Origin of the sequence: Aristaeella hokkaidonensis (genome assembly GCF_018128945.1) — a bacterium.
Lineage (GTDB): Bacteria > Bacillota > Clostridia > Christensenellales > Aristaeellaceae > Aristaeella > Aristaeella hokkaidonensis.
In genome coordinates this window covers 1,152,264-1,166,313 of the sequence record NZ_CP068393.1, presented here as the reverse complement: position 1 = coordinate 1,166,313, position 14,050 = coordinate 1,152,264, and the positions used below count along the sequence as shown (strand labels likewise).

The following is a 14,050-nucleotide window of genomic DNA, read 5'->3' as shown; positions in this document are numbered from 1 at the left end:
TTCTCAAAAACTACATTATTTTATCATAGTGTTAAAAGAGGTGTCAATGTTACAAAAGGAGGAAGGAAAGACAAATATGTGAAGGATTCTGACATAAAATGAATCCGTCATCCGACGAACGTAATTCATCAGTTTATCCTTTACAATAAAGCGCATGAATGTTAAAATTTTATATTGAGTTGCTGTGCAAAAAGCCAGTTTCTCATGTCCTCAAAATGCGACAATCACCGCCTGAAGCGGAAAGGAAAAGATATGAGAAAGAAAGATCAGAACACCTATCAGGGTGGATATCCGCAGCAGAACGGTTATCCGCAGGGAAGCTATCCCGGCGGAGCCGCCTATCCCGGATATCCCACACAGCAGGGATATCAGAATCAGCAGGAATATCAGGCACCCCAGGGATACCAGAATCCCCAGGGCTATCCCCAGGCAACGGGATATACCCAGATGCAGGGATACCAGGCGTCCCGTACTTACCAGACGCCCCAGGTTCCCGGCGGACAAACACCGGCCGGTGCGACTGATAATACCGGCTACGTCGGACAGGGAGCCTTTACACAGAACGGGTATGCCCAGACCGGATATACCCAGCCCCAGAATGCCGGATATCCGGCCGGGAACGCTTATGCGCAGCAAAACGGATATCCGCAGCAGAATGGGTATCCGCAGGCAAATGCTGCCGGTATGACAGGATATACCTATCCCGCTGCCAGCCAGCAGCCCGCCGGAAGTTATATCCCGCAGACTCCCTACAGCCCGGGATACACGACGCCCGGATACCAGGCTCCCAACGGATATGCCCAGGGATATAATGCTGCGTATACGCAGATGGGACGCCAGCAGGCACCGATGAATCCGCTGCAGGAACAGGGCGGACAGGTCCCGCTGAACGGCGGCGGATATGTACCACAGCCCGTACCTGTCCGGAGGCCGCCCTTTGTGCTGACGGACGCATATCTTCTGATTATATGTGCCACGCTGCTGGTGTTCTTTGTGCTGGGCATGTTTATTAACGGCATGAGCGCGATGAAATGGGTATTCCTTCTCCTGACGGCGGGCACAACAGCGGCACTGTGGCTGAAGAACCTGACAGAGAACAACAAGAGGCTGTGTTTCTCCATCGTTTTCGGCGTACTTGCGCTGATTACGATCATCGGTCTTGTGACAGGCGGACAGGGTACAAAGAGAACCAATCCGCAGCAGCAGCAACAACAGCAGCAACAACAGACTGTACAGCAGGATCTGAATGGAAACGCCGGAGCTGCCGACAATAATCCTTACGGCGCTGTGGTAAACAACTCAGCTGTTACTCCTGCTCCGGCAGAAATCGAAACGCCGATTCCGGAAGGCGGGGAAGAAGAAATCAAAGCACGCCTTTATGAGTTTATGACGCTCTGGTCCGGAAACGATATTCCCAATATGGTGAATTACTGTCATTACGAATGGCAGAATAAACAGGAGAATGTTCAGCAGGCGCTGTTCAGCGTTACCAAGAACAGGATACCGGTCAAGTATGAAATGCTTTCAGTCTCCGGAACCGCATATGACACAATGCGTACCGTCAGCATGAAAGTTGAAATGAACAGAAATGACGGGAAAGAAAACAAAGTATACGAAATGATGGTCAGCATGAAAAAAGGGGAAGACGACAGGTGGTACGTCGATCCTTCCAGCATGCAGACAAATGAAGAAGAAGTTGTTACAATCACGCCGGCACCTGAACCTACCCCCACGCTGGAAACGTCTGACAACACGCCCTTGTATTACAACCCGGAGGGCGGAGCCAAATATCACCGGGATCCCAACTGCAGGACGATCAACAGCAAGTACCTTCCGCTGCAGGGACAGTTCACCTACGGCGAACTGCTGCAGGGAGCACATTCCGACCTGAAGGCATGCCATATCTGCCTTGCGCCGGAGAGACCGAAATAACTGACGAATATGAGAGCAACAGACAGACTCAGGGAGCGGATGTATCCCATTAAAGCAGGACGTTACCTGATCGGATTGTCCGGAGGAGCGGACAGCGTTGCGCTGCTGATGACGCTGCTTCCGGATATCAGGGATGGCCGGATTGCCGCGGAAGCCGTACACGTGAATCACGGGCTAAGAGGGACTGAGTCTGACGATGACGAGAAATTCTGCCGCGAATTGTGTGAACGGGAAGGCGTTCCGCTGACCGTTTACCGGGCTGATCTTCAGGGAAAAACCGATGAGGATTCCGCGCGGAAAGCCAGATACGGTTTTTTTCGGGAGAAATATAAGGCATTCAAAGCGGACGGACTGATCCTGGCCCACCATGCAGATGACCAGGCAGAAACCTTCCTGATGCGCCTGACAAGGGGCGCTGGCCCTGAGGGGCTGGAATGCATGAGGGAAGACGAAACGGTAGAGGATATCCGCATTCTCCGCCCGATGCTCCGAATCAGGCGGGAAGAAATCAGGGCAGCCCTGACGGAAGACGGAACCGGATGGCGGGAAGATTCCACCAATACCGATACGGCTTACCTCCGGAACAAAGTCCGGCAGGAACTGATTCCCGCACTGGAAGCCATTTCCGAATCCGCCGTTGACAAGATCTGCCGGACAGCCGGGATGATAGCGGCTGATAACGACGTACTGGACGCAGCAGCAGAAAAGCTGCTCCGGGAGAACGCCAAGGGGAGCATCCTGAACGCCGCGGCGATCACCGCAGAGCCGGAAGCAGTGCGACGGCGGGTGCTGCGGAAATGGTGGAACGCGGAAGGGCCGGTGCTGGAAGAACACGCGCTGAGCGCCGCCCAGACAGAAGCACTGACCGCGCTGCTGGACGTGACAAAGGGAAAGATCAATCTTCCCGGCGGCGCCTATGCCGTAAGGACAGGAAAGCACCTGATCCTGCGGAGAAGCGAAAAGGAAGAAGCACCTGAACCAGCAGCGTTTTCCGGAAAAGAGACTGTGTTCGGTGATTACCGGATTACGGTCGGCCCTTCAGAGGGTAACCCGGGAGATGGTAAGAGAACCCAGGAGGTACCGGACGGATTTTTCGAGGGATGCGAGATCCGTACGCGCCGTCCCGGAGACAGAATCAGGCCATTCGGAAGCACCGGAAGCCGGAAACTGCAGGACTACCTGACGGACAGACGGATCGGGGAGCCCTTCCGGGATCAGATTCCGCTGATCTGCAGGGGAAACGAAGTCCTGCTGGTCTGCGGCGTAGGAGCAGGCAACATACCCAGATGGAACGGGGAAGATCATCCCGTGCGCATTACCTGGCACGGAGAGACCCCCTGGACAGAATAAACAAGAGAGGACCACACACATGGAACAGAGCGCGAAGATTTATGAGGACCTGGACAGGATCCTTGTAACAAAAGAGGAAATCGCGGAAAAAGTCAGGGAACTCGGTCAGAAGATTACAAAGGATTATGCCGGAAAGGAACCGGTGCTGGTCTGCATCCTCAAGGGCGCAGTGCTGTTCTTCTCCGACCTGATGCGGGAAATCGACCTGCCGGTGACAGCGGACTTTATGGCAATCTCCAGCTACGGCAGCGCGACGAAGACCAGCGGTGTTGTGCGCGTGCTGAAGGACCTTGACAAGGATATCGTCGGCAAGGACGTCATCATTGTTGAAGATATCGTGGACACAGGCGTCACGCTGAATTACCTGAAGAGCATGCTGGCGCACAGGGGAGCAGCATCCATCCGCATTGCCGCCCTGCTGGACAAGACAGCACGGCGTACTGTACCTGACCTGAAAGTGGACTATGTGTGCTTTGACATTCCGGACGCCTTTGTGGTAGGCTACGGGCTGGATTACGACCAGACGTACCGTAACCTGCCGGATATCGGCGTTCTTTCTCCGAAAATTTACGGAGATAAATAAGTAAGTAAAAGGGGGAATCTCTTTTGAATAGAAGACCTTCAAGGGGTATCGTCGGGTACGTTGTACTTCTTACCACGCTGCTGCTGATAGCCATCCTGCTGAACGGCGGCCTGAGCCAGACGGTCAGCCGCAGGATCGAATATCCGCAGCTGCTGGATATGATCAAAGAAGGCAAGGTATCCAGAGTTGCCATCCGAAACAATGCCCTGGTTGGTGTGACTAAATCCACCAATGTGGCGGCGGACGATTTCCCGGAACGCAACTACGATTTTGAAACCACAATCGGTGCGGACTTCCTGGACACTGTCCGCCAGATTGAAGCCAATAAAAAGAACGTACCGCTGGACCAGGTTACGGTAGACCAGCTGTCTTTTGACCTGGAATACCGTGCCCCGGTTGTGATTCCGTGGTGGTATGATTTCCTGCCGTACCTGATCATGCTGGGTATTATGGCAGTCATCTGGTTTGTGATGATCCGCTCCCAGGCAGGCGGCGGCGGAAAGGTGATGTCCTTCGGCAAGAGCCGCGCCCGGATGCAGGATCCTACGAAGAACAAGATTACTTTTGCAGACGTGGCCGGCGCTGATGAAGAAAAGGAAGAACTCCAGGAGATGGTTGACTTCCTGAAGAATCCCCGGAACTACACGGAACTGGGCGCCAGGATTCCCAAGGGCGTGCTGCTCGTCGGACCTCCCGGAACCGGTAAAACCCTGCTGGCCAAGGCTGTTGCGGGCGAAGCAGGCGTACCCTTCTTCTCCATCAGCGGCAGTGACTTTGTGGAGATGTTCGTCGGCGTCGGCGCGAGCCGCGTCCGCGACCTGTTTGACCAGGCCAAGAAGGTGGCTCCTGCCATCGTATTTATAGATGAAATTGACGCAGTTGGACGTCACCGCGGCGCCGGTCTCGGCGGCGGCCACGATGAACGTGAACAGACGCTGAACCAGCTGCTGGTTGAGATGGACGGTTTTGCCGTGAACGAAGGCATCATCGTGATGGCCGCGACCAACCGCCGCGACATCCTTGACCCCGCCCTGATGCGTCCCGGCCGTTTCGACCGGCAGGTGACGGTCAATTATCCGGACCAGAACGGCCGCGTGGCGATCCTGAAGGTTCACAGCAAGGGCAAGAAACTGGATGACAGCGTGGACCTGGACAACATCGCGAAGCGGATGCCGTACGCCACCGGCGCTGACCTGGAAAACGTGATGAACGAAGCCGCCATCCTCGCGGCCCGGGCCAGAAAGAAAAAGATTGACCAGCAGCTGCTGATCGACGCCATCGCCCGGGTGCAGATGGGTCCTGAAAAGAAGAGCCACAAGGTGAACGAGAAAGACCGCCGCATGGTGGCCATTCACGAAGGCGGACACGCCATCATCGGCCATCTGCTGGAGGGCTGCGATGAAGTGCACCTGATCACGATTGTTCCCTGGGGACAGGCGGCAGGACATACCCTGGCGCTGCCTGCTGAGGAACATGACAACATGAGCCGCAGCCAGCTGTTTGACCAGATCACCATGATGCTGGGCGGACACGCTGCGGAAGAAGTCGGACTCGGTGAAATCTATACCGGATCCTCCAGCGACCTGAAGCGGGCGACGGAGATCTGCCGGAAGATGGTAACGCAATTCGGCATGAGCGACAATATCGGCACCATCTACCTGGGAAGCGACCAGGAAGTGTTCGTCGGTATGGAATTCGGCCAGAGCCGTGAGTACAGCGAAGAGATCGCCGCGAAGATTGACCGTGAGGTAGCTTCCATCCTGGCCAGATGCTATGAAAAAGCCAAGAAGATCCTGACGGACAACCTGGACAAGCTTGAACTGCTGACCCAGGCTCTGCTGGAGCAGGAAACCCTGAACCGCGCCGAGTTTGTTTCCCTGATGGAAACGGGTGAGATGCCTGAAGCCACCAAGGAAGACAAGCCGAGGACGGCTGAGGAAATCATCCGCGAAAGCAAGGAAGCCTTTGAAGCGGAAACCGACAAGGAAATGGAAGCACTGGCAAAGGATCCGGCAGAAGCACAGGAACCCGCGCAGAGCGAAGCGCAGACCCAGGGTGAAGCCTGATCCGCATTTGATTAGCAAATAAATAAAGAAAGGGGGCGGGCAGATGGCGAGGAAACAGAACGCGGACAATTCCACAGCAAACAGCGGCATCCCGCAGAGAGTGGAAGACGCGGCACGGAACATGATGAACCATTCTGCCGGCCCCAGCAGAGGATATGTTCCGCAGCGGAACCCACAGCCGCAGGACGGCTGGCAGCAGGTTCCGCCGGGATACTATCCCGGACAGATGCCTCCACAGCAGAACAGCGCCTATTATACGGGGCAGCAGCAGCCCATAAACGGCGGCCAACGCGGTTTTATCGTTCCCACCGGAAACCAGGGGAAAAAGAAAAAGACCCGGAAAAAGCATCCGGTGCTGCTTGCGCTCTTTCTGATTGTCCTGGTCGGTGCCATCGGGACAGGCGCATATTTCTCGATCACGAGCCAGCTCAGGACGAGAAAAATCAACGACAAGGTTGAAGCCTACAACAACCTGTTCTGTCCCGGCGTATACGTCGACGGCATTCACCTGGGCGGGATGACGCCGGAGCAGGCCCTGAACTCGGTAAACAGCCAGATCCAGCAACGGCATGACGCGTGGAAGGTACAGCTGACCTATAACGATCAGCAGTTACTGGAAATCAACGCTGATATGATGGGTTTCAACGTTGATACACAGAGCGTACTGTACCAGGCATGGGCCAAAGGACATACGGGAGACAACGAACAGCGGTATGCAGAAATGCTGCAGCTGGAAGAGACTCCGTACAACGACTATACGGCACAGCCGGACGGCAATACGCACGTGATTGACGAAAAGCTGATGCAGATCAAGGAAGCCATTGATAAACCCGCAGTGAACGCGGCGATGACGCAGTTTGACCCGAACCAGGAATACCCCTTTGTATTCACAGATGAAGAATACGGACGGAACCTGGATATCGAGCCCATCCGGCAGAAGCTTTACCAGATGGTTTCCACCATGGAAAGCGGTTCTGTTGAGCTGATCCCGGACGTGGTTGCACCGACAGTCTTCCGGTCTGACCTGATCATGAACTACAAAGTCCGGGGATACGCGACCACGGAGATCAGCAGACATTCTGAAGAAAACAGGAACAAAAATATCCGGCTCGCGTTTGATTATATCAACAGCTATGGATCCATAATCGAGCCGAACGGTACCTTCAGTTTCAACAAGGTGGTCGGTAAACGGACGCCGGAACGCGGCTTCTATCCCGCGACAGAATATGTATACGGGGAACACGAAGAAGGCTACGGCGGCGGTGTCTGCCAGGCCAGCACAACGCTTTACCAGGCTGCCGTCCGGGCCGGAATGCAGATCCTGGAACGCAGACCCCATTCTGATTCGGTGACCTATACAGAATACGGCAAAGACGCCACGGTTTACTGGTCTGAATTCAGGGGCGGAAAGAAGATCGATTTCTCCTTCAGAAATACTTCCGACGCTCCGATCTACATTGTGGCCCATGTGAAAACCATCCCGGCCACAAAGAAGGAAAAGAAAAAGCTGATCTGCGAGGTTACCATCTACGGCAAGGATATGGGCAGCATCAGTTATGACATGGTCACAGTGGAAGAAGCAATACCCTGCACGCTGAATCCCGTTCCTGTAGGAGACAGAGACCTTGTCGCCAAAGCGAAAGACGGATGCAATGTAGACTGCTACCTGGTGGAATACACGAACGGTGTGGAAACCAGCCGGAAAAAGATGTACCGTGACAGATACGAACCCAGGGCGGAAAGGTATTATGACCCGAGCGCCAAGAAATAAAGGAAGCATAAAAAGAAGCACGCTGGATTATCCAGCGTGCTTTTGTTTGTGCGAATCAATGCATCAGGCTTTGCCGTTGCAGCCGAGCACGTCAACGATCTTATGGGCAACCATGTCCTTGACGGCCTGACGGGCGGGCTTGAGGTACTGACGGGGATCGAAGTGATCCGGATGCTCCGCAAAGTACTTACGGATGACAGCAGTCATAGCCAGACGGATGTCGGAGTCAATGTTGATCTTGCAGACAGCGCTGCGGGCGGCCTGACGGAGCTGCTCTTCCGGAATGCCGATAGCACCGGGCATGTTTCCGCCGTACTTGTTGATCTCGGCAACGAATTCCTGCGGCACGGAAGAAGAACCGTGGAGCACGATCGGGAAGCCGGGCAGCTGCTTGGCGCACTCTTCGAGCACGTCGAACCGGAGCTGGGGCTTGGTGCCGGGCTTGAACTTGTAGGCGCCGTGACTGGTACCGATGGCGATGGCCAGGGAGTCGCAGCCGGTGCGGGTCGCGAAGTCGACCACTTCTTCAGGATGGGTGTACATGGCCTTGTCGGCATCGACGGAAACTTCATCCTCAACGCCGGCCAGGGTGCCGAGTTCAGCTTCAACAACCACACCGTGGTCATGAGCATATTCGACAACCTTACGGGTCAGGGCGATGTTCTCTTCATAGGGCTTGGAAGAGGCATCGATCATGACGGAAGTGAAACCGCCGTCGATGCAGCTCTTGCAGAGCTCGAAGCTGTCGCCGTGGTCCAGATGCAGAGCGATCGGGATTTCGGGATTTTCAATCACAGCAGCCTCAACCAGCTTCACCAGGTAGGTGTGGTTGGCGTAGGCACGGGCGCCCTTGGAAACCTGCAGGATGACGGGAGCCTTCAGCTCGCCGGCGGCTTCAGTGATGCCCTGGATGATTTCCATGTTGTTGACGTTGAAAGCGCCGACAGCGTAGCCGCCGTCATAGGCCTTCTTAAACATTTCTGTAGTGGTTACGAGTGGCATAGACAGGAACCCTCCTTCGTCTTATTTCACAGGAGATTATAGCACAGAGCCACTTGAAAATAAAGCGATAGAGAAGAAAAAGTACATCCTGGAATGTATAAAAAATTCAGAATTCAGAATTCAGAATTCAGAATTAATGGTTTATACCTATATTTTTGGTGCAATAAGTATGTTAAAAGCAGCATGTATTTTGTGTGGATGGGGAATACGGAAAGAATACGAAGGAAAGCCGAAAACAAGTTGATAAAGAAAAATGAAAAGAGTAAAATAGACTGCATCCATATATATCGGAGGGACAGTCATGTATCCTATTGTCAAAAAGCGCGTTCTGAACGAAACGGTAACCCTGATGGAGATTGAAGCTCCCCTGGTTGCCCGCAAAGCGATGCCCGGACAATTCATCATCTTCCGTATTGATGAAGAAGGGGAACGGGTCCCGCTGACCATTGCCGGATATGACCGGGAAAAGGGAACTGTTACGATTATTTTCCAGAAGGTCGGCTATACGACCGAGAAGCTGGACAGCCTCAACGAAGGCGACAGCCTGCTGGATTTTGTGGGACCGCTGGGCGAGCCCACAAAGACCGAAGGCATCAACCGCTGCGCTGTGATCGGCGGCGGCCTGGGTGTTGCAATTGCATATCCGCAGGCGAAAGCGCTGCATGACGCGGGAGCGGAAGTGGATCTGATTGTCGGATTCCGGAACGAACACCTGATTATCCTGAAGGATGAACTGGAAGCCGCCTGCACGAACCTGATCATCATGACAGACGACGGCAGCAACGGCAACAAAGGCTTTGTGACACAGGCACTGCAGAAACAGCTGGATGCGGGCAGGAATTATGATACTGTGATCGCCATCGGACCGCTGCCGATGATGAAGGCTGTCTGCGACATGACAAGAGAACCCAAAATCAAGACCATCGTGAGCATGAACCCGATCATGATCGACGGAACGGGTATGTGCGGCGGCTGCCGTCTGACTGTCGGCGGCGAGACAAAGTTCGCATGCGTGGATGGGCCCGACTTTGACGGACATCTGGTGGACTTTGACGAAGCGATGGCCCGGGGACGTATGTTCCGCCCCGAAGAAGCAAAGGCCAGGGAAAAACATATTTGCAGGCTGACAGGGGAGGAACGGTAAAATGGCTAATATGAGTCTTCAAAAACATCCTATGCCCGAGCAGGATCCTCAGGTCCGCGCCGGGAATTTTAAAGAGGTAGCCCTCGGATATACCGCTGATATCGCCGTGGAGGAAGCACAGCGCTGCCTGCACTGCAAGAACGCGCCCTGCGTTTCCGGATGCCCCGTGAATGTTCCGATCCCCCATTTTATTGAAAAAATCAAGGAAGGCGACTTCAACGGCGCCTACCAGGTGATCCGTTCCCAGAATGCCCTGCCGGCAATCTGCGGCCGTGTTTGCCCGCAGGAATCCCAGTGCGAAAGCAAATGCGTGCGCGGCATCAAGGGCGAGCCTGTTGGTATCGGCCGTCTGGAGAGATTCGCGGCAGATACGGCTATGGCCCAGGGCAAGGCTGTAACTACGAAAGCGGCTCCCTGCGGAAAGCGCGCCGCGATCATCGGCAGCGGCCCCGCAGGCCTGACCTGCGCAGGTGAACTGGCTAAGGCCGGCTGGGACGTGACGGTGTATGAAGCCCTTCATACCGCCGGCGGCGTGCTGATGTACGGTATTCCCGAGTTCCGTCTTCCCAAGGCCCTGGTTGAAAGGGAAATCAGCACCCTGAAGGAACTGGGCGTCAAGATTATTACGAACGCTGTGGCCGGCAAGGCCTTTACAGTAGATGAACTGCTGGGAGAAGGAAACGACGCTGTGTTTATCGGCAGCGGCGCGGGACTTCCGAACTTCCAGAAGATTCCCGGAGAAAGCCTGTGCGGTGTATACTCCGCGAACGAATTCCTGACCCGGCTGAACCTGATGAAGGCCTACACCTTCCCGGAGCACGACACTCCCGTGAAGATCGGCAAGCACGTGGCGGTTGTCGGCGGCGGAAACGTGGCCATGGACGCGGCCCGCTGCGCAAAGCGGCTGGGCGCCGAAGTTACGATTCTTTACCGCCGCAGCGAAGCTGAAATGCCTGCCCGTGCTGAAGAAGTACACCATGCCAAGGAAGAGGGAATCAACTTCCATATGCTGACCGCGCCTACTTCCATTGAAGGCGATGAGAACGGCTTTGTGAAAGCAATCCGCTGCATTGAAATGCAGCTGGGCGAGCCGGATGACCGCGGACGCCGTCGTCCTGTGCCGGTGGAAGGCAGCGAATATGAACTGCCCATGGAGACAGTGATTATCGCAATCGGCAACAGTCCCAACCCCCTGATTAAGAAAACCACGCCTGACCTGCCGACTGAACGGTGGGGAGGCATCCAGACCGATGAAAACGGCAGGACCGGCAAGAAGAACGTGTATGCCGGCGGCGACGCCGTGACCGGTGCAGCAACAGTGATCCTGGCCATGGGTGCCGGCAAGAAGGCAGCCGCGGCCATCCTGGAGGATCATCCCTGCTGAAAAGACAGGAAGGAAAACATTCATGTTCGGGTTTGATGAACGGTACGCCATGTTTGACATTACCCCGGTGGAAAACCAGTTTATCCTGGAATACCTGCCGGAAGCCAAGGGAGACTACGTAAAGGTCTACCTGTACGGTCTTATGCGCTGCTATCATTCCGAAGATGATATGAGCCTGGCACGGATGTGCTATGAGCTGAACATGACGGAAGAGGACGTGACGGCGGCTTTCCGGTACTGGGAAAGACGCCGCCTCGTCCGCCGTATCAGCGACAATCCGCCGCAATGGCAGTATATCAATATCAAACAGAAAAACCTGATTTCAGACGACGACAGCGATCCTGAATACGAAGATTTCAGCAACGCCGTCTATGAAGCCTTTGACAAAGTCAGGCGCCTGCACGGAAGTGAGCTGAGCGCCTGTTTTGAGTGGCATGAAGGACTGAAGCTTCCCACGGAAGTGATCATCATGCTGCTTAACCATATGGTGGAACTCAAAGGGAAAAACTTCCGCATCAGCGAAGCTGAAAAAGTGGCTGTGCAGATGGCGGGAGAGAATATCCAGTCTGTAGAAGCGGCAGAGGAGTTCTTCTCACGGGACGGACAGGCCTATACCGGTATCCGCAAGATCCTGAAGAAGATGGGGAAACGGTACCTGCCGTCCGAAGCGCAGGTAAGCCTGTACCGGAAATGGACTAAAGACTGGGGATTCAGTCAGGAAGCCATTGAAGCCGCGCTGGAACTGACCGCCAAGGGAGATCCCAGCCTGGGCTACCTGGACGGGATCCTGAACAGTTTAAGACAGGAGAATCCTGACGCGGGGGAAATGACCGCCGATAACGTACGCGACTCCGCAAAACGCACAGACGGACTGCGGGAAGTGCTGAAGGAACTGGGCAAGGGAGACGTCAACGCCCGAAACCTGCAACTGTACGGGCAGATGGCAGAACTGTTTCCCCAGGAAGTGATCCTGACCGCTGCCAGGGAATGCGGACACAACGGGAAGGATACAGGCGAGATACTCAAGCTCCTGCAGGCCTGGAAGGAAAAGGGGCTCAGCACACCGAAAGAAGTGAAGGCCTATGTTCAATCCTTCCATGACCAGACGGCGCTGATCCGGGAATTGCGGAAAATCTGGGGAACAGATGAAAACCGCATCGGCAAAACAGACCGCAGTCTGCTTTCCAAATGGGAGAATGAGATGGGATTCGGCCGGGAGATGATCCTGGCAGCCGCCGCATATGCCGCTGAAGCAAAACAGCCGATGGCATACCTGGATAAAATCCTTACTGATTACAAGGATAAAGGAATCAGGACGCCGGAAGAGGCGAAGCAGGATCATCAAGACAGAAAGGGAACAAATGCTTCCCGAAGCGGAAAAGTGCTTCCGGCCCAGGATTTTGCCCAGCGGGATTATTCCGGCGTACAGGATGAAATGATGAAGTCCCTGGCCAAGGAAATGGAAGCCTTTAAGCACGAAAACGGAGGAAAATCCGATGCGTGAAGATCTGCTGACCGAACTGGAAAATGAATATGCCCAGCTGCGTGCAGACAACGAGCGGACAGAAGAAATGCGGAAAGAAAAGATCCGCATGGAACAGCCGCGTATTTACGAACTGACCAAAGAGCGGGAAAACATTGTTTTCGGTACGCTCCGGAATATTGTAAACGGTACTGCCTCCAAAGCAGAGGATCTTCCGGAACGGATGGAGAAGCTGAATGAGCAGATCCGGACGCTGCTGACTGAAAACGGATATCCCGCTGATTTTCTTGCGCCGGTATACCACTGTCCGCTCTGTAAAGATACAGGCAGGACCGGTGAAACAATCAAGGAACCCTGCGAATGCCTGAAGAAGGCGTACCAGCAGAAGCTGAGGAAAAAGATCGGACTGAACGGAACGCGTGCCGAGACATTCGAAACCTTTGACGCCTCCGTATTCCCGGATGAAAAGATCCCCGGGCTGGACTTTACCCAGCGGGAAATGATGCAACTGTACAAGACAGTCTGCGAAAAATGGGCGAATGAATATCCTGAAGCAGAATACCGGGACCTTCTGCTGACCGGCAGCACGGGACTTGGTAAAACCTTCCTGCTGCGGGCAATGGCGGAGCGGCTGATTGAAAGGGATATCAATGTGCTGATTATCAGCGCCTATAAAATGCTGGAGATTCTCCGCAAACAATATTTCGAGAACGACGACAGCGCGAATGAACTGCTGGACGCACAGGTGCTGATGATTGACGACCTGGGAAGCGAACCGCTGATGCAGAACGTGACAGTGGAACAGCTGTTCAACCTGCTGAATGAGCGGCAGAACAGGAACCTGTCCACCGTGATTTCCACCAACCTGGAAATGGCCAAATTCCGCGAACGGTATACAGAACGAATTGCTTCCAGACTGCGGGACAGCCGCAGCTGCAAGGTGATCAGCCTGCTGGGCAAGGACATCCGTACCGGAGGAAACCTGAAAGCATGAACATCCAGATTTACTGCGGAAAGAAGAACTTTGACGCCCAGAAAGCGGAACGGTATTTCAAGGAAAGAAGGATCCCGTTCCAGGCACTGGACCTGAAAAAGCACAAGCTGGGCGAGCGGGAAATCCGCATGATGATCTCCGCAATCGGCATTGAAAAGCTGATAGACAGGGACGACAAAAAGGTGAAAGAACATCCCGCCTGCTACTACGACCGGGAGGACCTGCTTATCCCCGCAATCCAGGAAAATCCCTGGCTGATCCGGGTGCCTATTGTACGGAACGGCAACAAGATGACGATCGGATACCAGCCGGACATCTGGGCACAGTGGGAATAAGGAGGA

Annotated in this window: 11 protein-coding genes; 10 read left to right on the top strand and 1 reads right to left on the bottom strand. The window is 54.5% G+C overall.

The genetic code is table 11. The features are described from left to right. The first annotated feature begins 252 nt into the window (after positions 1-252). From JYE49_RS05430 to JYE49_RS05410, 5 genes are read left to right on the top strand one after another with little or no spacing between them, the layout of a single operon-like run. Positions 253-1,932, top strand: coding sequence for a hypothetical protein (locus JYE49_RS05430; RefSeq protein ID WP_093956431.1), 1,680 nt, complete (start codon positions 253-255; stop codon positions 1,930-1,932). A 9-nt stretch (positions 1,933-1,941) separates the two neighbouring features. Next, the gene (gene tilS / locus JYE49_RS05425; protein ID WP_093956430.1) at positions 1,942-3,282 is read left to right on the top strand and encodes a tRNA lysidine(34) synthetase TilS; all 1,341 of its coding nucleotides are present in this window, start codon (positions 1,942-1,944) and stop codon (positions 3,280-3,282) included. Positions 3,283-3,301: 19 nt separating this feature from the next. Next, positions 3,302-3,865 carry a hypoxanthine phosphoribosyltransferase gene (hpt, locus tag JYE49_RS05420; protein ID WP_093956429.1) on the top strand — a complete coding sequence of 188 codons (564 nt, stop codon included), beginning with the start codon at positions 3,302-3,304 and terminating at the stop codon, positions 3,863-3,865. A gap of 23 nt (positions 3,866-3,888) precedes the next feature. Next, entirely contained in the window at positions 3,889-5,931 is a 2,043-nt protein-coding gene (ftsH, locus tag JYE49_RS05415) for an ATP-dependent zinc metalloprotease FtsH (protein ID WP_304583312.1), read from the top strand. Positions 5,932-5,974: 43 nt separating this feature from the next. Beyond that, positions 5,975-7,702 carry a VanW family protein gene (locus JYE49_RS05410; RefSeq protein ID WP_093956427.1) on the top strand — a complete coding sequence of 576 codons (1,728 nt, stop codon included), beginning with the start codon at positions 5,975-5,977 and terminating at the stop codon, positions 7,700-7,702. A 63-nt stretch (positions 7,703-7,765) separates the two neighbouring features. Here JYE49_RS05410 and fba read toward each other — a convergent pair whose 3' ends face one another. Continuing rightward, positions 7,766-8,704: a class II fructose-1,6-bisphosphate aldolase gene (gene fba / locus JYE49_RS05405; RefSeq protein WP_084094756.1), complete on the bottom strand. Its 939-nt coding sequence runs from the start codon at positions 8,702-8,704 to the stop codon at positions 7,766-7,768. A 301-nt stretch (positions 8,705-9,005) separates the two neighbouring features. Here fba and JYE49_RS05400 point away from each other — a divergent pair, with 301 nt between their 5' ends. From JYE49_RS05400 to JYE49_RS05380, 5 genes are read left to right on the top strand one after another with little or no spacing between them, the layout of a single operon-like run. Further along, positions 9,006-9,848, top strand: coding sequence for a sulfide/dihydroorotate dehydrogenase-like FAD/NAD-binding protein (locus JYE49_RS05400; protein WP_093956426.1), 843 nt, complete (start codon positions 9,006-9,008; stop codon positions 9,846-9,848). Between the two features lies 1 nt (position 9,849). Further along, positions 9,850-11,232, top strand: a complete 1,383-nt coding sequence (gltA, locus tag JYE49_RS05395) for an NADPH-dependent glutamate synthase (RefSeq protein WP_093956425.1) — start codon at positions 9,850-9,852, stop codon at positions 11,230-11,232. A gap of 22 nt (positions 11,233-11,254) precedes the next feature. Beyond that, positions 11,255-12,736 carry a DnaD domain protein gene (locus JYE49_RS05390; RefSeq protein ID WP_093956424.1) on the top strand — a complete coding sequence of 494 codons (1,482 nt, stop codon included), beginning with the start codon at positions 11,255-11,257 and terminating at the stop codon, positions 12,734-12,736. Next, positions 12,729-13,709, top strand: coding sequence for an ATP-binding protein (locus tag JYE49_RS05385; RefSeq protein ID WP_093956423.1), 981 nt, complete (start codon positions 12,729-12,731; stop codon positions 13,707-13,709). The genes JYE49_RS05390 and JYE49_RS05385 overlap by 8 nt, the downstream gene beginning before the upstream one ends. Continuing rightward, a complete protein-coding gene (locus JYE49_RS05380) occupies positions 13,706-14,044 on the top strand; it encodes an arsenate reductase family protein (protein WP_093956422.1) in 339 nt (112 codons plus the stop codon). The genes JYE49_RS05385 and JYE49_RS05380 overlap by 4 nt, the downstream gene beginning before the upstream one ends. Positions 14,045-14,050 lie beyond the last annotated feature (6 nt).